Annotated in this window: 15 protein-coding genes and 1 riboswitch; of the genes, 6 read left to right on the top strand and 9 right to left on the bottom strand. The window is 55.6% G+C overall.

Going from position 1 to position 19,085, the window contains the following annotated elements:
* Positions 1-51: 51 nt before the first annotated feature.
* Both ACA075_RS06800 and ACA075_RS06795 read right to left on the bottom strand, forming a co-directional pair.
* Positions 52-1,440 carry a sensor histidine kinase gene (locus ACA075_RS06800; RefSeq protein ID WP_497297830.1) on the bottom strand — a complete coding sequence of 463 codons (1,389 nt, stop codon included), beginning with the start codon at positions 1,438-1,440 and terminating at the stop codon, positions 52-54.
* A complete protein-coding gene (locus ACA075_RS06795) occupies positions 1,433-2,104 on the bottom strand; it encodes a response regulator (RefSeq protein WP_007898613.1) in 672 nt (223 codons plus the stop codon). Before ACA075_RS06795 ends, ACA075_RS06800 begins: the two co-directional genes overlap by 8 nt.
* 391 nt (positions 2,105-2,495) lie before the next feature.
* Here ACA075_RS06795 and ACA075_RS06790 point away from each other — a divergent pair, with 391 nt between their 5' ends.
* From ACA075_RS06790 to ACA075_RS06775, 4 genes are read left to right on the top strand one after another with little or no spacing between them, the layout of a single operon-like run.
* Complete coding sequence (locus tag ACA075_RS06790; RefSeq protein ID WP_109628390.1) at positions 2,496-3,473, top strand: Bug family tripartite tricarboxylate transporter substrate binding protein; 978 nt, start codon at positions 2,496-2,498, stop codon at positions 3,471-3,473.
* A gap of 59 nt (positions 3,474-3,532) precedes the next feature.
* Entirely contained in the window at positions 3,533-3,991 is a 459-nt protein-coding gene (locus tag ACA075_RS06785) for a tripartite tricarboxylate transporter TctB family protein (protein WP_497297829.1), read from the top strand.
* A 1-nt stretch (position 3,992) separates the two neighbouring features.
* The gene (locus ACA075_RS06780; protein WP_497297828.1) at positions 3,993-5,507 is read left to right on the top strand and encodes a tripartite tricarboxylate transporter permease; all 1,515 of its coding nucleotides are present in this window, start codon (positions 3,993-3,995) and stop codon (positions 5,505-5,507) included.
* Positions 5,500-6,540, top strand: coding sequence for an AbrB family transcriptional regulator (locus ACA075_RS06775; protein WP_497297827.1), 1,041 nt, complete (start codon positions 5,500-5,502; stop codon positions 6,538-6,540). Before ACA075_RS06780 ends, ACA075_RS06775 begins: the two co-directional genes overlap by 8 nt.
* A 151-nt stretch (positions 6,541-6,691) precedes the next feature.
* On the opposite strand, the gene ung is transcribed toward ACA075_RS06775, so the two are convergent.
* A complete protein-coding gene (gene ung / locus ACA075_RS06770) occupies positions 6,692-7,384 on the bottom strand; it encodes a uracil-DNA glycosylase (protein WP_010462292.1) in 693 nt (230 codons plus the stop codon).
* A gap of 132 nt (positions 7,385-7,516) precedes the next feature.
* Here ung and dspII point away from each other — a divergent pair, with 132 nt between their 5' ends.
* On the top strand, positions 7,517-8,629 hold the full coding sequence (gene dspII / locus ACA075_RS06765) for an enoyl-CoA hydratase/isomerase DspII (RefSeq protein ID WP_497297826.1): 1,113 nt from the start codon (positions 7,517-7,519) through the stop codon (positions 8,627-8,629).
* A 108-nt stretch (positions 8,630-8,737) separates the two neighbouring features.
* On the opposite strand, the gene ACA075_RS06760 is transcribed toward dspII, so the two are convergent.
* The 6 genes from ACA075_RS06760 to ACA075_RS06735 all read right to left on the bottom strand — a co-directional run bounded on the left by ACA075_RS06760 (position 8,738) and on the right by ACA075_RS06735 (position 17,565).
* Positions 8,738-12,340: a calcium-binding protein gene (locus tag ACA075_RS06760; RefSeq protein ID WP_497297825.1), complete on the bottom strand. Its 3,603-nt coding sequence runs from the start codon at positions 12,338-12,340 to the stop codon at positions 8,738-8,740.
* A 57-nt stretch (positions 12,341-12,397) separates the two neighbouring features.
* Positions 12,398-14,335, bottom strand: coding sequence for a calcium-binding protein (locus ACA075_RS06755; RefSeq protein WP_497297824.1), 1,938 nt, complete (start codon positions 14,333-14,335; stop codon positions 12,398-12,400).
* The gene (locus ACA075_RS06750) at positions 14,335-15,078 is read right to left on the bottom strand and encodes a hypothetical protein (RefSeq protein WP_497297822.1); all 744 of its coding nucleotides are present in this window, start codon (positions 15,076-15,078) and stop codon (positions 14,335-14,337) included. Before ACA075_RS06750 ends, ACA075_RS06755 begins: the two co-directional genes overlap by 1 nt.
* A 147-nt stretch (positions 15,079-15,225) precedes the next feature.
* Complete coding sequence (locus ACA075_RS06745) at positions 15,226-16,437, bottom strand: glycosyltransferase family 4 protein (protein ID WP_497297821.1); 1,212 nt, start codon at positions 16,435-16,437, stop codon at positions 15,226-15,228.
* A gap of 292 nt (positions 16,438-16,729) precedes the next feature.
* The gene (locus ACA075_RS06740) at positions 16,730-17,155 is read right to left on the bottom strand and encodes a hypothetical protein (RefSeq protein ID WP_497297819.1); all 426 of its coding nucleotides are present in this window, start codon (positions 17,153-17,155) and stop codon (positions 16,730-16,732) included.
* A gap of 167 nt (positions 17,156-17,322) precedes the next feature.
* Positions 17,323-17,565: a hypothetical protein gene (locus ACA075_RS06735; RefSeq protein WP_497297818.1), complete on the bottom strand. Its 243-nt coding sequence runs from the start codon at positions 17,563-17,565 to the stop codon at positions 17,323-17,325.
* Positions 17,566-17,843: 278 nt separating this feature from the next.
* A riboswitch (guanidine-I (ykkC/yxkD leader) is annotated at positions 17,844-17,944 on the top strand.
* Between the two features lie 62 nt (positions 17,945-18,006).
* On the opposite strand from ACA075_RS06735, the gene ACA075_RS06730 reads away from it, so the two are divergent.
* A complete protein-coding gene (locus tag ACA075_RS06730; protein WP_497297816.1) occupies positions 18,007-19,074 on the top strand; it encodes a putative urea ABC transporter substrate-binding protein in 1,068 nt (355 codons plus the stop codon).
* Positions 19,075-19,085: the final 11 nt, after the last annotated feature.

Below are 19,085 nucleotides of genomic sequence, written 5' to 3'. Positions count from 1 at the left end.
CGGGAGCAAGCTCCCTCGCCACAGCAAGCCCCCTCACCCCAGGCAGAGTATTCACTCCCCCGCAATAAAACTCACCCGCACTTTCAACCCCGCCGACTCACCGTCGTGCAGGCTGATCTGCGCCAGGTGCGCGCGACAAATCTCACCGACAATCGCCAACCCCAGCCCAGACCCGGCCACTTGCTGGTTGCGCCGGTAAAAGCGCTCGAACACCCGATCCCGCTCATCGATGGGAATCCCCGGCCCGTCATCCTCGACCTCCAGCACCGCCGGCGCCGTGACCCGCAGAATCACATTGCCCCCCGACGGCGTGTGAGCGAGGGCGTTGTCCACCAGATTGCTCAGCAGCTCATTCAACAGCGTCGGCTCGCCACGCAGCCACACCGGTTCATCCGCCTCCAGCGCCAGGGCGACGCCGCGGGCATGGGCCAACGGCGCCATGGCCATGCCCAGCTCGCGCGCCAACTGACTCAGGTCCAACAACTGCGCGCCGCCCTCGGCAATCGCCCGGGCCCCGTTCTCTACCCGCGCCAGTGAAAGCAATTGATTGGCCAGGTGAGTCAGGCGATCCGTGCCTTGGGCAGCGGTTTCCAGGGTGCTGCGCCAGGTTTGCGGTTCGTTTGAACGCAGGCCTAGCTCAAGTCGCGCCTTGAGCGCCGCCAACGGCGTGCGCAGTTCATGGGCGGCATCGGCAATAAACTGCGCCTGCCGCTCGAACTGCCCGCGCAGTCGCTCGGTAAAGTGATTGAGCGCGCGCACCAGCGGCCACAACTCATGTTGCACTTCCACCAGTGGCAATGGCCGCAAATCATCCGACTGACGCTCTTCCACCGCCGTGCGCAAGCGCTCCAGCGGACGCAACGCCGCGCTGACCGCAAACCACACCATCAGCAACGCGCCGATGGCCAACATGCCCAAACGCAGCAACGTGTCCGCCGCCAGACTGCGAGCCATCGCGACCCGAGCCTCGTCGGTTTCTGCCACGCGGATTTCCGCCATGCCGTTCATGTTCGGCTCGCTCACCGGCTTGAGCAGGCTCACCACGCGCACGTTCTGCCCACGGTATTGGGCGTTATAGAAGCGTGCCAGGGCCGGATAGTCATCGGTCCGCGGCGTTCCCGGAGGCGGCGGCGGGAGGTTTTCGTAACCGGAAATCAGCTTCTGATTGATGTCGTTGACCAGGTAAAAAATACGCCCGGCGCTATCGTAGGCGAACGTATCGAGGGCCACGTAAGGCACGTCGGCGCTGAGGCTGCCATCGCGCTGGGACACGCCGGCGGCAATGGTCCGCGCCGACGCCAGCAGGGTCCGGTCATAGGCCGTGTCGGCAGCTTCGCGACCATTCCAGTACGCGCTCAAACCACTGGCCAGCATTAACACCACCAGTAACAGCGCGAGGTTCCACAGCAACCGCCAGCGCAGGCTGCTGGGCTTATGCATCGCGGCTTTCCAACAAATAGCCGAGGCCGCGAAAGGTCACGATGGCCACCGGTTGGCCGTCGAGTTTCTTGCGCAGGCGGTGGACGTAGATTTCGATGGCATCCGGACTGGCTTCTTCATCGAGGCCAAACACCTGAGCGGCCAGTTGTTCCTTGCTCATCACCCGACCTGGCCGGGCGATCAATGCTTCGAGGACCGCCTGTTCGCGGGAGGTCAGGGTCAGTAATTCTTCACCGAGGGTGAAGCGCCGAGTGTCCAGGTCATAGGCCAGCACGCCGCAGCGCTGCTGACGCTCACCGCCCAGCACACTACGCCGCAACAAGGCTTTGACCCGGGCTTCGAGTTCGGTCAGTTCGAAAGGTTTGGCCAGATAATCGTCCGCGCCGAGGTTGAGCCCGTGCACCCGGTCCTTGACGTCGCTGCGCGCAGTCAGCATCAGCACCGGCAGGTTTTTGCCCCGGGCCCGCAGGCGCGCCAGCACTTCGAAACCATCCATGCGCGGCAGGCCGACATCGAGGATCGCCACCGCGTACTCCTCGCTGCTCAAGGCTAGGTCGGCCGCCACGCCGTCGTGCAGCACGTCCACGGTCAGCCCGGTGCTTTTGAGCGCCTGGGCGACGCTTTCGGCGAGCTGCAGATGGTCTTCGACGAGCAGAACACGCATGGATCTTTACCTCATTCAGGGATGGTCGACGCCATTCTTTGGCGCGGAGTTTACAGCCGCATCCGCCGCTGTGAAGCCTGAAAACTGTGAAAGCCAACTGAAAGGTTGATGAAAGGTTGGCCCGTTAGAGTCGGCCCACGGATGGTTTCGACTGCAGACCAGCCGATCGTGCTTTGAAATGTAGCTCCCGAAAAACGCCTTGATGCGTTTTCGCCAATAAGAACAATAACGAGGTACTTCACCATGCTGGCCAGACTGCTTCAGGTTTGCCCGTCCCACCCGTTTTTTCAATCCCCTTCGTTCACGCTTGTCAGCGCCACTACCGGCTGCACGACGCGAAACCGCCGCACCTGAAACATCCCCAAAAACAAAAACTCCCGTGGAGACAATAATGAATCGATCATTGCGCCGTTTCGCCCTCGCCGCCAGCTGCATGCTGTTCGCCGGCCAACTGATGGCTGAACCAAAACGCCCTGAATGCATCGCCCCGGCCTCGCCAGGCGGCGGTTTCGACCTGACCTGCAAACTGGCGCAAAGCGCGCTGGTGAACGAAAAACTGCTGACCAAGCCAATGCGCGTGACCTACATGCCAGGCGGTGTCGGCGCGGTGGCGTACAACGCTGTGGTTGCTCAACGTCCGGCCGATGCCGGCACATTGGTGGCGTGGTCCAGCGGTTCGCTGCTGAACCTGGCCCAGGGCAAGTTCGGTCGTTTCGATGAAACCAACGTTCGCTGGCTGGCCGCCGTCGGCACCAGCTATGGCGCCATCGCAGTGAAAAGCGATTCGCCCTACAAGTCCCTCGACGATCTCGTGCAAGCACTGAAGAAAGATCCAAGCAAAGTAGTGATCGGCTCCGGCGGCACCGTCGGCAGCCAGGACTGGATGCAGACCGCGCTGATCGCCAAGGCCGCCGGTATCAACCCGCGCGACCTGCGTTACGTCGCCCTTGAAGGCGGCGGTGAAATCGCCACCGCCCTGCTCGGCGGCCATATCCAGGTCGGCAGCACCGACATCTCCGACTCCATGCCGCACATCCAGAGCGGTGACATGCGCTTGCTCGCCGTGTTCTCCGAGAAGCGTCTGGACGAGCCGGAAATGAAAGACATCCCGACCGCCAAAGAGCAAGGCTACGACATCGTCTGGCCAGTGGTTCGCGGTTTCTACCTCGGGCCAAAGGTCAGCGACGAAGACTACGCCTGGTGGAAAGAGGCCTTCGACAAACTGCTGGCGTCCGAAGACTTCGCCAAGCTGCGCGATCAGCGTGAGCTCTTCCCGTTTGCCATGACCGGCCCGGAGCTGGACACCTACGTGAAGAAGCAGGTTGCCGACTACAAAGTGCTGGCCAAAGAGTTCGGCCTGATCCAGTGATCGCCTCTGTCTAGCGGCTGCGGCCCCCGATTTGCGGGGCCGTGGCACAGGAGTTCCCCATGCTCTTACAACGCATTTTTGCTTCGGCGCTGTTGCTGGCCTGTGTTGGCCTGGCACTGATGGCGTGGCCGTATCAGGCCGCTTTCTCCTACGAACCGGTGGGGCCACGCGCCTTTCCATTGTTGATGCTCGGCCTGATGGGTCTTGGCTTGCTGTACATGGTGTTTCGCCCGACTCCGATCATCCACAGCGAGGACGACCCAAAACTGGACCGTGAAACGCTGATCAAAATCGGCATCTGTGTGGTGTTGCTGCTGGTGTTCGCCGGCACCTTCGAACCCCTTGGTTTCATCGTCGCCAGCATCCTGATCGGCGTCCCCATGGCTCGCCTGTATGGCGGCCGCTGGCTACCGAGCGCGGTGATCATCAGCCTGATGGCCATCGGTCTTTACCTGCTGTTCGACAAGTTGATGGACGTGCCACTGCCCTTGGGCGTACTCGACGTTCTGGAGAACTGATATGGATACTCTTGGCTATTTGGGTCAGGGCTTCGGCGTCGCGCTGACCCCGTACAACCTGGTGACCGCGCTCTGCGGCACACTGATCGGTACCGTTGTCGGCCTGCTGCCCGGCCTGGGCCCGATCAATGGCGTGGCGTTGTTGATCCCGATCGCGTTCGCCCTGGGCCTGCCACCGGAGTCGGCCCTGATCCTGTTGGCGGCGGTCTATCTGGGTTGCGAATACGGCGGCCGGATCAGCTCGATCCTGCTGAACATCCCGGGCGAAGCCTCCACCGTCATGACCACCCTCGACGGTTACCCGATGGCTCGCAAGGGTCTGGCCGGTGTAGCGCTGTCATTGTCGGCGTGGAGCTCGTTCATCGGTGCTTTTATCGCGACTTGCGGCATGGTGCTGTTCGCCCCGCTGCTGGCGAAATGGGCGATTGCCTTCGGACCCGCGGAATACTTCGTGCTGATGGTGTTTGCGATTGTCTGCCTTGGCGGCATGGCCGGGGACCGTCCGCTGAAGACCTTTATCGCAGCGCTGATCGGTCTGTTCCTGTCGAGCGTGGGGATCGATGCCAATAGTGGCGTCTACCGTTTCACTGGAGACAACATCCATCTGACTGACGGCATTCAGTTCGTGGTGCTGGTGCTGGGTCTGTTCTCCATCAGCGAAATCCTCCTGCTGCTGGAGAAGACCCATCGCGGTCAGGAAGCGGTGAAAGCCACCGGGCGCATGATGTTCAACTTCAAGGAAGCCTCGGCGGTGTTCGTGGTGAACATCCGTTGCGGTTTGCTGGGCTTCATCATGGGCGTGTTGCCGGGCGCCGGCGCCACCCTCGCCAGCGCCGTGGCCTACATGACCGAAAAACGCATCGCCGGCGCCAAAGGCACGTTCGGCCAAGGTGACATGCGCGGCCTCGCTGCACCGGAAACCGCCATCGGCGGTGCGGCCTGCGGCGCGCTGGTGCCAATGCTGACCCTCGGCGTTCCAGGTTCGGGGACCACAGCGGTGATGATCGGCGCGCTGTCGCTGTACAACATCACCCCCGGCCCGCTGTTGTTCCAGCAACAACCTGACATCGTCTGGGGCCTGATCGCCTCGTTGTTCGTCGCCAACGTCATGCTGGTGATCCTCAACATCCCGATGATCCGCATTTTCACCCGCATCCTCGCTGTGCCGAACTGGGCTCTGGTGCCGGTGATCGCGATCATTACCGGGATCGGCGTTTACGCGGTGCATGCCACCACCTTCGACCTGTTCCTGATGATCGGTATCGGTATCTTCGGTTACATCCTGCGCAAGCTGGACTTCCCGTTGTCGCCGGTATTGCTGGGCTTCATCCTCGGCGGTTTGATGGAGCAAAACCTGCGTCGCGCCCTGTCGATCTCCAACGGTGCGCTGGAGATCCTCTGGTCCAGTCCGATCACCTTCGGCTGCTGGGTGCTGACCGCGATCATGCTGCTGATGCCGATCCTGCGGATCTGGCGCAAACGTTCGGTCGCCCGGCGCGCAATCGCCGATGTCTGATCGAACACCCTTCAAAGCCTGGTGGGGAACGCCGCTGGTCGGTCTGCTGGGCGGTTACCTCGCCAGCCAGATCGGCTGGCCACTGCCGTGGATGGTCGGCTCGTTGCTGGCGATCATCCTGGTGCGCTGCCTGACACCCTGGCAATTGGCGGAAATCCCTGGCGGCCGCAAGTGCGGCCAGTGGGTGGTCGGCATCGGCATCGGCCTGCACTTCACCCCGGTAGTGATGGAGCAGGTGTTGAGTCACTTCGGTCTGATCTTCTTCGGTGCATTGATCACCAGCCTGTCCGCCGTGGTCGGGGTCTGGTTGATGCGGCGCACCGGGGAAGATCGCGCCACCGCGTTCTTTTCCAGCATGCCCGGGGGTTCCGGGGAGATGGTCAACCTCGGCGCGCGCAACGGCGCAGTGCTCAGTCGCGTGGCGGCCGGTCAAAGTTTGCGGGTGTTGGTGGTGGTGCTGTGCGTGCCAGCGGCCTTCAAATATTTGCTGGGTTACGGCGCACCGGTCCTGCACCCAAGCACTGTGAATTGGTGGTGGCTGGCCCTTTTATTCCCGGCAGGTGCGCTGGCGGCCTGGCTCTGGGAACGTCTTCGTCAACCCAATCCGTGGCTGTTCGGGCCGTTGCTGGTGAGTGCAGCGGTGAGCATTGGTTGGGATTTGCACATCGGATTGCCCAATGGTGGCAGCCAGATAGGCCAATGGCTGATCGGTAGCGGCTTGGGCTGTCACTTCAATCGACAGTTTTTCCGGCGGGCGCCGTCCTTTATGGGACGGACCTTGATCGGCACTATTTTGACCATGTTAATCGCTACGGCCGCGGCGCTGGGTTTGAGTGCTCTGACGCATCTGGATCTGCGTTCGCTGACCCTGGGCATGATGCCCGGCGGGATTGCAGAGATGAGCCTGACGGCGGAGACCCTGCAATTGTCCGTCCCGCTGGTGACGGCGATGCAGGTGATGCGGTTGTTGTTTGTGTTGTTTCTGGCGGAGCCGTTATTCAGGTATTGGAATCGCGAGCCGGAACAACCCTGACCCGATCCCTGTGGCGAGGGGGCTTGCCCCCGTTCGGCTGCGCAGCAGTCGTAAAACTGCAAATGCGATGAGTATGACAAACCAAGAAGCTGGGGGCCGCTTCACGCCCCAACGGGGGCAAGCCCCCTCGCCACAAAAGCCCGCGATGGTTTTAGACTGGCGGCAACCGCCACTCAATCGGCGTTTCGCCATTCTGCTCAAGAAACTTGTTGGTCCGGCTGAAATGCCCGCAACCCAGAAATCCGCGATAGGCGGACAACGGTGACGGATGCACCGACGTCAGCACCAGGTGCTTGGTCGCATCGATCAGTTTCTGTTTGCTCTGTGCATGGGCGCCCCACAGCATGAACACAAGATGCGGTTGCTGCTGGCTGACCACTTCAATGATCCGATCCGTGAAAAACTGCCAGCCCTTGTCCTTGTGCGCATTGGCATTGGCCCGCTCCACCGTCATCGTGGTGTTGAGCATCAACACGCCCTGATCCGCCCAACTCTGCAGGTAGCCATGATTGGGAATGTCGATGTTCAGGTCGCGCTTCAACTCTTTATAGATGTTCACCAGCGACGGCGGCGCCGGTACGCCCGGTTGCACCGAGAAGCACAACCCATGAGCCTGTCCCGGGCCGTGATACGGGTCCTGGCCGAGGATGACGACCTTGACCTTGTCCAGTGGCGTGGAGTTAAGTGCGTTGAAAATCATCGGGCCCGGAGGATAAATCTCCTTGCCCGCCGCACGCTCCTGCTGCAGGAAATTACGCAACTCTGCCATGTAGGGCTGGTCGAATTCGGCACGTAGCGCCTCCTTCCAGCCCGGTTCGAGTTTGATACGGTCGTCAGCAGTCATGGTTACATCCGGCAAAAACAATGGGGCGAACCCTAGGAAAGCCCATCGCGCTTGTCAATTGATCTGACGCAGATCCGGCACTTTCCTGTACAGCGATCATACTGAACGCTCAAATTCCCTATCGAGGTCACGATGAATCTGCACTTCGAAGAACTCACCGGCATCGACGGCGCGCGCATCGGCATCGCCAGCCTGGATGCCGAAAAGTCGCTCAACGCGCTTTCCCTGCCAATGATCAACGCCCTGCGCGATCAGATGGACGCGTGGGCCAAGGATCCACAAATTGTCTGCGTTCTGTTGCGTGGCAATGGCGCCAAGGCCTTTTGCGCCGGCGGCGAAGTGCGCAGCCTGGTGGAGGCCTGTCGCGCTCACCCGGGGGAAGTGCCACCCTTGGCCGCGCACTTCTTTGCGGCGGAATATCGCCTGGACTTCAATCTGCACACCTACCCCAAACCGCTGATCTGCTGGGGCCATGGTTATGTGCTGGGCGGTGGCATGGGGTTGCTGCAAGGCGCAACCATCCGGATTGTCACGCCGAGCAGCCGCCTGGCGATGCCGGAGATCAGTATCGGTCTGTACCCGGATGTCGGCGCCAGTTGGTTCCTGTCACGCCTGCCTGGCAAGCTCGGGTTGTTCCTGGGGCTGACCGGCGCGCACATGAACGGTCGTGATGCGATCGACCTGGACCTGGCCGATCGTTTCCTGCTCGATGAACAGCAAGAAGAGCTGATCGAAGGCTTACTGCAATTGAATTGGCAGGAACAGACGCCAATGCAGCTCAACAGTCTGCTCAAGGCCTTGCAGCAGGAGGCCGTCGCGCAAATGCCCGCCGCGCAGTGGCTGCCTCGACGCCAGCAAATCGATGAGCTGCTGGATGTCAGCGATGTGCGTTGCGCCTGGAAAGCCATCAATCATCTGCGCGACCATACGGACCTGCTGTTAAGTCGAGCGGCGAAGACCATGACCGAAGGCTCGCCCCTGACCGCGCATCTGGTGTGGGAACAGATCGCCCGCGCCCGGCACATGTCGCTGGCCGAGGTCTTCCAGATGGAATACACGATAAGCCTCAACTGCTGCCGACATCCGGAGTTCAGCGAGGGGGTGCGGGCGCGGTTGATCGACAAGGATCAGAAACCTCATTGGCACTGGCAGGACGTCAACACGGTGCCGGATGCCGTGGTGGAAGCGCACTTCCACAAAGTCTGGGAAGGCCGGCATCCGCTGGCGGATCTTTCCGAGTACTAAAAACCGGGTATTGCCCGCGATAGCTGCAACAAAAGGTCTATCGTGGGCGAGCCACCCGGAACGTTCCTAAGGAAAACTAATCACCGTTCGTTTGCATAGTCTTCATAACTAACTCTGAAGCCCATAAAATTCATTTATTTCCTTAATCGCCTCTGCCACACCCTCGTCATCACGAAAAAATATATCTTCCATATCTCTTAGCGGGGGCAGAGGATGTAAAAGTTCAACCAGCTGATTGGCAGTGTAGTCTTGAGGCGTCCTGTCTACGGCTTGTACTCTTACAAAACTTATCGAGGCATCGCCTCCCGAAAAATGATTGGCCACTCGTATCTTCGGAGATGCACCATAATTCACCACGACGACGAGATCATTATTATCACGGTGAAACTTCAGCTGATGGATTGATGCATCGAAATCTGTAAAATCGATTCCATCCACACCGCCCGACGCATTAACAATTAAATCCCTCCCCAAGCCATCATACTTGTAAATATCATTACCCGCGCCGCCGGCTAGAGTGTCGTCACCGGCCCCACCCCACAGAACATCATCTCCCGGGGCGCCCGAAATCGAGTCATTTCCCTGCATGCCTCGTATTTCGCCAGAGCCACTCAAAGTGTCATTACCTTGACCGCCAACGAGTGGGATCTTTTTACCGTCCCGAAAAGAGATAGCCTCAACCGCATTATCGATCCGGACACCATGGTGGTAAGCATCAGGGGCTGGACCCAATTTACTAGTGGCTATAAGGCCCTCCAAGCTGATGTGTGACCCATCTGCGAATTTCACAATTTCAACACCAGAACCTTCAAGATCACTTGCATTAGGTAATACAATACGAACTTGCTGCTCTTTACCCCAAGAAATATCAAGGGTTGAGTACAGCATCTGCCCAAGGGGTGGATTGCGGTAGGTGCCGCGCTTCGGGTTTGGTGCCAACTCAATATTGACCGCTTCAACTAACACGGCTCCCCAGCTTAATTGCAAGTGTTCAAGCGTTATCCCATCAGGAAGCCTGACGGTATCCTTATCGTCTAACCCGAATTCAGCCTTCCACCCTGCAACCCCAACTTCTGGACGAAGAAAAACAGGGCTTAATATGTCCGCAACAATAGTAGTCGCTCCAGCATGCGCGCCTATTATATAAGTATCCGGACCATTTCCACCGTATAGCCAATCATACCCGGAGCCACCTATTAAATAATCCTGACCTTCCGATCCGAGCAAAGTATCGTTTCCTCCTCCGCCTGAAAGAAACGCACCGGAAACTCTATCCTCATTCTCACCATGATAAACGTTGGGAGCCTCATGAGTAATCACCAAGTCGTCGCCCACTCCACCATGAAAAATATTACCGGCTTCGAAATTCACTCGGCCGCCCTCATCGTCGCCCTGAACAATTTGGTGCCTGATAGTTTCAGTCGTGACATCCCAGCTAAACTGTTTGTAGCTTATTTCACTACCTTCAAAGCTTCCAGCAGGATAAACATACCAACCTTGAATAACACCGGTCGCGCTTTTATGCTCAACGATAACCTCACCCGCACTTAAAGAAAAACCACTATAGCTTGAACCGGAGGGGTAGTAATGCGGCGCTTGTTTTGGTTTGTATTTCATGCCGCCTACCACTGTAGGCCGTGACTCAGTATGGGACGACGTGATTGAATCTCTCTCGCTGACCACTGTTTTACCAGACACAAGGCTCATCCGCTCTGGGGTTTCTGTCAATGAACCTGACTGGTAGCTTTCAACAACTAAATTTGTTTTTTCGTGGTAAATGTATTCGTTATCAGTAATTTGATTTTTGCTCCAGGCTCCCTGAGCATTTAACACAAACCCTGATGCTAGTATAAATGCCGAGCGACGTTTTTTCAGATTACCCAGAAACTCTTCGCTCCACAATTTATCGGTATCAGTTTCAACTCGCGGGATATCGGCCGCACTACTATTGGTATCCGCTGCCCCATCGGAACTATCATCATCTCCGGATTGCTCCGTGATCGTATTTTTATCTGCAGCTCCGACGTCACTTTCGTCTGCGCGACTTCCCGAAGGTGTTTCTGCCAAAGACGGAACGTCTGCCGAGCCTTGAGCGAGGCTCATAACCTCCTGAAAACTTAAAACGACACCATCACTGAAACTAAATGATGAGTTTTGCCATTTGTCAAAATCACGAATCCTAACTGCGTCACCCAAACCATTCGACAGTCGTAATACTGGGCCAATATCAACAACAACGATGCCAGCTTTTAAGTTATTCGCAGTCAATCCAGATCCGAATTTTATGATGTTGTTTCCGCCCGTATCTGCGATAACGTCGACACCATCACCGGCGCCGAAATGATAAGTATCATCGCCGTCTAGCCCATCCAGATAGTCGTTGCCGCTGCCTCCTCCAAAAACATTATTACCGGAACCACCGCGAAGGTAGTCCCCTCCTGCACCGCCATATAATGTGTCGTTTCCACCACCGCCTAGCAGCGTGTCGTTACCTGAACCTCCATCAAGATAATCTGCGCCATGTTCCGTTTCGGGCCTTAGCTCATAATCACCAACCAGGAAGTCGTTATCAGCGCCGCCATAAAGTGTATCGGCGCCCAAGCCTCCCCAGAGCGTGTCGTTTCCTGCATTTCCTTGAATGTAATCATCATTAGTTCCGCCCTGTTGCAGGCTGTGCTCGTCTCCGTCCAGGGCGTCATTTCCTTCTCCCCCTATCAGCGTATCCGAGCCACCCATGCCTATAAGCGTGTCATCACCGATGCCGCCGTCAAGGAAATCATTACCGTGGTAGTGAACGGGGTGAGTGAGGTAATCGCCAGAGAGATTATCGTTACCTGCACCGCCGTAAAGTGCATCATCAGCACCGCCACCTTGAAGGGTGTCGTCACCCGCACCACCATCCAGAAAGTCGCTGCCGAAATAATGGGCAGCATCACCCTCAATACCCTGCAACTCAAAATCATCGCCCTTTAGATCATCGTTACCGGCCCCCCCATACAACACATCGCTGCCGCCATTACCGGCCAGTTCATCATTACCATCTCCACCATCCAGCAAATCGCTTCCATGGTTTGTGCTTTTGAGCCCGCCAGCGGAATCGTGGTTGTCTCCCAACAGAATGTCGTCATCACTGCCACCAAGAAGCGTGTCATTTCCTTGATCGCCGGCCATGACATCATTCCCTGGGCCGCCATCGAGTAAATCGTCCCCCCCGCCGCCTGTCATAAAATCGTGACCACCCTGGCCATAAAGAATGTCGTTACCAAATTCTAAGGCCGTGCTAATGGAGGCATTGGAGAGGCCTACATGCCAACTACTACTATCTTTGCCAAAAGGAACTTCAACGCGTTTGAAGTCCCAACTGTCCAACAAACCACCGGTTACACCATCACCCGATAGATTGTCGTCGCCCGCCCCGCCGACAAGCGTATCTCCTCCGGTGCCTCCGAGTAGCATGTCTTGGGATGAACTACCGATCAGGAGATCGTCGCCAAGCCCCCCATCAAGCCAATCGCCACGACTTGCTCGTCCGCGAACGGCTCCGCCAGTCATCGCCTTTGCGATAGTGGCCTGCTTATCTCCAAACAAACGATCATTTCCGGCTTTACCGAATAACCGATCAGAACCACCGAGTCCAATGAGCATGTCGTGGCCAAGCGATCCGTGCAGCACGTCTGCCCGGTTGCTCTGTTTTACCTTCGGCGCTACCACAACGTTGCCCAGCTCATCGTAGGAAAGCTGCTCACCGGGAACATCCGGATCGGCATCTTAAGCTTTTCGGTCACCGGTGATGGTGAGATGGGGCTTCGCAGGGCGCTGGCTTACGTAGCCTGGAAGTTGGATGCCGAACATTCCCGGTGTGTAGTGTCTTATGACAATCAGGTCATTCTGGCCGTATTTGATATTGAGTATTTTTTCAGAGAGTTCTTCGACGAGGGTTAAAGTAACGACGCCATCTTCAGTGTTCCAGGTATTGCTCTGAGGACCAACACGTTTTGGGAGCGAAATCGGAAGGCCATTTATAAGTATCTGACCATCGGCGTTTATATCGTAAATCTGATCGATTCCATCGCCACTGGTGAATTCATATCGATCATTGCCGGCGCCTCCAATCAGAACATCGTTACCTTTGCCGCCCACCAAGACATCATCACCGGCCATCCCGTGTAGCCCATCATTTCCACCTCCGCCGCTTAACGAGTCTTTACCATGACCGCCTTCAACATAATCATTTCCTTCGCCGCCGTTGATCGAGTCATTGCCTGCGCCACCATGAAGATGGTCGCCATTTTGCCCTCCGCTGAACGAGCGCCCTCCTTCATCACCAAACATAACCAAGGGATTTAAAACCCCGGTAGCCATGGGCGCCTGTTTGCCAGACGCAAGATCTGAGTAAGAAAACTTCTGAGCCGTATTTTCACCGAATGATCCGAGGGTTCTGGCTATCAAGCGGCCTAACATATCCGCGCGATCAAATAGCCATTGCTCCGTAATGACACCTTCGCCGGTTTTCGAATCATAGAGTTCCAACCCACGGCCTGAAAAACCTTCGCCTCTTTCTATAACTATTTCACTCAGGTGTTTGAGAGAGTTACGTAATGCCTGCCCGATGGACGTATCCTCGGCGGCTTGTACTCCCCACTCCGAAGCGCTGCCGTATTCCCCAATTGTCTTGGCGACAATGCTTTGGGATTGACTTGATGGAATTACCGAAAAAAATGTGTAGGCGTTAGCAACAAATGTCTCATCCGTGGTTACCACGAAAGTAGTGTCACCGTCATATGTTCTTCTGAACATATCAAAAAAGGCATTCACCCCGTACCTTAATATCAGGTCCACTGCGGGCGAAATAGGCGTACCTTTGACAACAGACTGAATGAGTGGATTATAGCTTCCACTGCTACGTGCAATATTTATCTGTTCAGGCACAACGGAAAACAGGCTCTCAAATGAGTTCCAGCCGAAATTCTTGACCACTGCTTCAAGAGCCACGCTGTAGGAATCTATGGCGAACAAGATATTCTTAAAATCATCTACCCTATTAATTTTTGCTAGTTGATGCCTTCCTTTAATTTCCGACTCAGGATCACCCGCCGAGATTAATCTCCACGTTTCATAGGGGTACTCCCCACCCAAGAGACTAAAGCCGATCGTCCCTGACCATCCTGAGTTACGGCTTGAAGCGGTATCTTCTTCGCCAACTTCCTTTGGGAACAGTATTCTGCCGATGGCGCTTGCATCGATGGAAGCGATTTGGTCTATTGAAGGCACGGTCCACGGCGCCAAATTATCTTTAAGAGACCCATACATCAAAGTATTCATGAAATTGACTGCCACCTGATTCGACGACTTCTGCATCAATTCTTCACTAAACAACTTATCCCGTCGCAGTTGTCCTTGCCGTCTTGTATAAGCACGAATCAAAGCTGAGTAAGCACCGCCCCCTCCATTAGCATCAATTGCCACATCAAGCCACAGCTTGGCACTTTTAAAAATCTTCTTGACACCCTCATCAAAAACCAATGAGCCAGAAATCTTTTCACCAATTATTTCGGACAATATTTTATAGAAAGGCGCACAATTTCTACCCTCTAACGCAATTGCCTTATACTCTTCTAATTTCGAGTTGAATTCCATTCCATCGCATATACCGACAGCATTGATAATTTTTTCTTTCTCGATAGCATTAAAAACATAACTCATCATTACTTCCCTGTAATTATGGAACTAGAAAGATAATCACTAATAAACTTAAGCACTGTAGGAGCCGCACGTAGCGAACCTGTCCCTAGATACACACGAGCATCTCCACCTGCGAAATCGAAGCTATGCAATTCGACAGTGCAATAAGCATTGAAACGGCCAAAATCCAGATTTCCCAGTTGTGATTTGTTAAGCGTTAACAAAACCGGTGTGTAGAACCCGCTTTCCATAACTTCGCTAGACGGAGAGTCTAAACCGTCACACGCAATTACTCGCGGAGTTCCATCACGCCGACGCCACTCGCGCATTATAAAACCGCTTATTGCGAACTTGTTTTCAACACTCGGAGGAGGAGCGTTGAGCCATAGCTCCAGACCGGGATACTTTTTGAGTTTCACAATAAGCTCTTCAGGCCACTCCTTGGTCTGACGCCCCATGTTAATTGGCTCGGTAGATTCTGTCCTTGTGTACAACCTCGCATTCACACTGAAAAGCTTCCGGTTGGGTGATGGCTCTTTCCCGAGTTCCTGATAGGTGGGACGAAGTTCAGTACCGGTCCACCAGAAAGAGCCTTCGAGAAGCTCTGCAATGCACTCCCTATTTTTTGTGGTAGAACCAAAATGAAATCCAGGTATTTTCTTTATATCAAGAAGACCCCCTCCCAATATTGGAACAAGCTCCATACCTGCAAGTTTTTCACTGCATTTTTTTGATTCTTCTCGACTGCGAGCACGCTCTTCGTCCATGCGCTCCGATTCAACGTAACAACCCCTCAACCAATAGCAAAAAACCACCACCAGACCATACTTTAGTAGGGTCTTACACCACCAATATGCATCCTTGCGAGACGACCTATACATTCCAAACTCCATTTAAAATGATAAAACAGCTTATTAAGAGCAATGGATCACTCGATCAAATATATCGAAATAGCCCCGCACGCCATGTCTTGCATCAAACTTTCTGGCTGTCGATTTCGCTGACCTTCCAATCAAATTAAAATCACTGGGACTTTTTAAGACCCTACATACTTTTCCAGCTATTTCCTCAGCGTCAAAAAAATCCACTAACAATCCATTTACGCCATCAACAATCACCTCCCGAACCGGAGCGGTATCGGAACCTATCACGACACACTCAGACGCCATTGCCTCTAACAACGACCAAGACATAACGAAGGGATACGTCAAATAAACATGCACTTCTGACACCTGTAAAACTGCTCTATACGCTTTATAAGGCAGCTTGCCCGTAAAATGCACTCTGGAAAGATCTATATCCAACTCCGCCAGCAACTTACTGCGCCAACTCTCAAAACCTATCGGCAAACGCCCATAACTGACGCCATCGCCTCCCACGATTACGATCTGGGCGTCCGGGCGCACGGCCTGGATATAAGGAATGGATCTCATGAAACTATGAAATCCGCGATATGGTTCGAGGTTTCTCGCGACATACGTCACGATTGGCTGCCCGGTTTCCAGCACCTGCCCACTGGGTAGCTTTACGGAGGTTATCGGCGCGGGCTCAATTGCTTCTAGAGAAATGCCCTCATGAATCACCTGAATTTTAGAGTGATACGCTGGAGGGAACAGACTGCGCTGCCATGAAGTAGGTGCAATTCCAATGTCACATTGCTCAAGGTTCAAAAGATGCATCGAATTCAGCGGACGAATTCTTGAAGATGAATCTGGGGCACTCGGAAACTCGGGATCAAAACCCATATCCGCGCCTGTTGAATGATAATAATATTCACAAAAACTAATCAGCGGAGTGTCAGGATATGCATCCTTAACAAACAGTGCTTCGCCCCATCCAGGGTGTGCAAGTATCACATCAGGGTGATAACCTTCTTGCTTGAGCCGTCTTAACAACCTAAGTACTTGTTGCCCGTCAACAACCGCCTCTTCATATTGATGTAAGTACGAATGAGTGTAATGGGATTTTTTTCTTATAGGTCGATACCTGAAGAGCCTTATTCCCTGAACGCCTGGAGCCGTATCTCGCCCTATCGCAACGACTGTAACGTCTGGCTGATTGAGTGCCGCCAATGCAACATGCCGGAATTGACCAGGAAAGTTTTGATGAATAATAAGTAGGTTCATGATTCAACTGATTTTCTGCTTGCGCACCCTCATTTCATTGAAGTTTTTTCAACATCAATACGAATGCACAAACGCTAACAAATGCGCAGAAACAAAACTGTAGGAGGGTTCCGAGAACGCCCGAGGACATGTAGCCATGGAGGGTTATTTCGAATCGAGCAGGAGCGGCCTGCTACCCGTCAGCGTAAAGAACGATTGCGGACGGCCCCGTCGCGGACCTGGGCGCCATACACGACCCACAAAACAAAAGCGGCGCATGATGCGCCGCCCTTCTAAAGGTTTTCGTCAAGAATTACCGACGGCCGCCTCGGCCATCGTGATCACCGCGACCGTTATGGTCGCCTCGTCCGCCATGGCCACGGTTGTCATTGCTCCAACCGCCGCGGTTTCGCCCGTCCCAACCATGGGCCCGGTAGTCGCCCCGTTGCGACTGGTAATAACGAGGTGCCGGTTGATAAACCCGCGGCTGATGGTAATACCGCGGCGTTGGCTGGTAGTACCGCGCCGGTGGCGCGTAGTAACGGCGTGGCGGCGTGTAATAACCCCCGCCACCTGAATAATAAGGGCCGCCACCGGAATAATAGACGGGCGCTGGCGAGGTATAGACCTCGGAACTGTAGTAGCTGCCTCCTCCATCGGAATAGGGCACGCACGCACCAAGAGACAATCCCACTACTGCAATCAGAAGAATTCGGTGGAGCTGTTTTCGACAGAGCATGGCGGCCTCCTGGACCGCGAGTGAGCCATACCAGCGACGCTGGCAGGCGACAGTCAATTATTCGGTGACTGTCGAAAGATCAGACATCGTTTTCCAAATCTGGTGCGTTCCTGAAACAGATTGAAACAAGTGGCCGATGAAAGGTTTTTCATCTATTCACCCGCTGATTAATGGTGGCCACCGCGATATCCACCGCCGTAATGACGTGGCCCGTGCCCGCCCCAATAGTAGTAGCGATAGCCACCGTAGAAGCGCGGGCCGTAGTAGTAACGCGGGCCGTAATAGTAGGAATAGGGTGAATAGCCGGGGTAGTAATAAGGCGCGGGATAGACGTCGTAGCCACCGGCGTAGTAGTAGCAGCCGGACACTCCCAGACCGAGCACAACAGCGAACAACAGTCGACGAAACATGGCGGCCTCCTGAAAGACCCACAGCCGGAACAGGCCAACTGACCCTCCATTTGACTGGCATTGCCGGGGCGAGTGCCGAGGGTGCGGACCCCTCAGATCAGCGGCCACGACGTCCCATAGCGGTGCACTTGCGCACCATCACAAGGCAACACCGCCTCGCCTGCCACAAGCGCTCATCGCGCAATCCCCTACCCTAGAGCCCTCAAGCCAACTTGGCACGGCTCTCGCTTTAGCAAACCCGTGCAGGAGTCATCACAAGGTTCGCGGCACCACAATTTGCAATGGCTGACTAGGGTTCCGGCTCGCTAAGGCGAGTGGCTGGTCCGAGAGTTGGCGACCTCCAGTTGAGGTTACACGGCGGGAAAAAAGCCCGGGAGACAAGCCACCGTTCGCGGTGCCGCGTTGACTCCTGCCCGCCCTTGATCAACTGGAGAACCACCCATGCTCAAGCTTCGTTTACCCGCCCTGCTCGCCGCTGCTTTCGCAGCCCTCGTGAGCCTCCCGTCCCACGCCGCTCAAAAAGACCACTTCAGCGTCTGCTGGACCATCTACGCCGGCTGGATGCCCTGGGAATACGCCGGCAGCCAAGGCATCGTCGACAAATGGGCGAAGAAGTACGGCATCAAGATCGATGTGGTGCAGCTCAACGATTACGTCGAATCCATCAACCAGTACACCGCCGGCCAGTTCGACGGCTGCACCATGACCAACATGGACGCGCTGACCATTCCGGCGGCCGGTGGCGTCGACAGCACCGCGCTGATCGTGAGCGACTTCTCCAATGGTAACGACGGCATCGTGCTCAAGGGCGAAGGCAAGAAAGTCACCGACCTCAAAGGCATGGACGTCAATCTGGTCGAACTGTCGGTGTCCCACTACCTGCTGGCCCGCGCTCTGGATTCGGTCGACCTCACCGAGAAAGACCTGAAAGTGGTCAACACTTCCGACGCCGACATCTCGGCCGCCTTCAACACCGATCAGGTCAACGCCGTCACCACCTGGAACCCGATGCTTTCAGACATCAAGGCCAAGCCTGCGGTGACCGAGGTCTTCAACTCCAGCCAGATCCCCGGCGAAATCATGGACATGATGGTGGTCAACAGCGCCACCCTCAAAGACAACCCGGCCCTGGGCAAAGCGCTGACTGGCGCCTGGTTTGAAGTGGTCGAGTTGATGAACGCGAAAAACGCCGTCAGCAAGGTCGCACTCGAACACATGGCCAAAGCCTCGGGCACCGACCTGGCCGGTTTCCAGTCGCAACTCGACACCACCAAATTATTCGCAACACCGAAGGAAGCCCTGGACTTCTCCACCAGCAAACAATTGCCGGAAACCATGCGCAAGGTCGCCGAGTTTTCGTTCCAACACGGCTTGCTGGGTGAAGGCGCCAAAGACACCAGCGCCGTCGGCATGGCCTTCGCCAATGGCGTGACCAGCGGCGACAAGACCAACCTCAAGCTGCGCTTCGACCCGACCTACGTGCAGATGGCCGCTGACGCCAAGCTGTAAACCGGAGGACT

This window comes from Pseudomonas sp. LBUM1663 (assembly GCF_059695905.1).
The sequence above is the reverse complement of the archived record's forward strand: the minus strand, read 5'-3'. Positions and strand labels throughout refer to the sequence as shown.

Excerpts from the sequence above, each read along its gene's own strand:
- ACA075_RS06800 (WP_497297830.1), bottom strand. The coding sequence starts at position 1,440 with ATGCATAAGCCCAGCAGCCTGCGCTGGCGGTTGCTGTGGAACCTCGCG.
- ACA075_RS06795 (WP_007898613.1), bottom strand. The coding sequence starts at position 2,104 with ATGCGTGTTCTGCTCGTCGAAGACCATCTGCAGCTCGCCGAAAGCGTC.
- ACA075_RS06790 (WP_109628390.1), top strand. The coding sequence starts at position 2,496 with ATGAATCGATCATTGCGCCGTTTCGCCCTCGCCGCCAGCTGCATGCTG.
- ACA075_RS06785 (WP_497297829.1), top strand. The coding sequence starts at position 3,533 with ATGCTCTTACAACGCATTTTTGCTTCGGCGCTGTTGCTGGCCTGTGTT.
- ACA075_RS06780 (WP_497297828.1), top strand. The coding sequence starts at position 3,993 with ATGGATACTCTTGGCTATTTGGGTCAGGGCTTCGGCGTCGCGCTGACC.
- ACA075_RS06775 (WP_497297827.1), top strand. The coding sequence starts at position 5,500 with ATGTCTGATCGAACACCCTTCAAAGCCTGGTGGGGAACGCCGCTGGTC.
- ung (WP_010462292.1), bottom strand. The coding sequence starts at position 7,384 with ATGACTGCTGACGACCGTATCAAACTCGAACCGGGCTGGAAGGAGGCG.
- dspII (WP_497297826.1), top strand. The coding sequence starts at position 7,517 with ATGAATCTGCACTTCGAAGAACTCACCGGCATCGACGGCGCGCGCATC.
- ACA075_RS06755 (WP_497297824.1), bottom strand. The coding sequence starts at position 14,335 with ATGATGAGTTATGTTTTTAATGCTATCGAGAAAGAAAAAATTATCAAT.
- ACA075_RS06750 (WP_497297822.1), bottom strand. The coding sequence starts at position 15,078 with ATGGACGAAGAGCGTGCTCGCAGTCGAGAAGAATCAAAAAAATGCAGT.
- ACA075_RS06745 (WP_497297821.1), bottom strand. The coding sequence starts at position 16,437 with ATGAACCTACTTATTATTCATCAAAACTTTCCTGGTCAATTCCGGCAT.
- ACA075_RS06740 (WP_497297819.1), bottom strand. The coding sequence starts at position 17,155 with ATGCTCTGTCGAAAACAGCTCCACCGAATTCTTCTGATTGCAGTAGTG.
- ACA075_RS06735 (WP_497297818.1), bottom strand. The coding sequence starts at position 17,565 with ATGTTTCGTCGACTGTTGTTCGCTGTTGTGCTCGGTCTGGGAGTGTCC.
- ACA075_RS06730 (WP_497297816.1), top strand. The coding sequence starts at position 18,007 with ATGCTCAAGCTTCGTTTACCCGCCCTGCTCGCCGCTGCTTTCGCAGCC.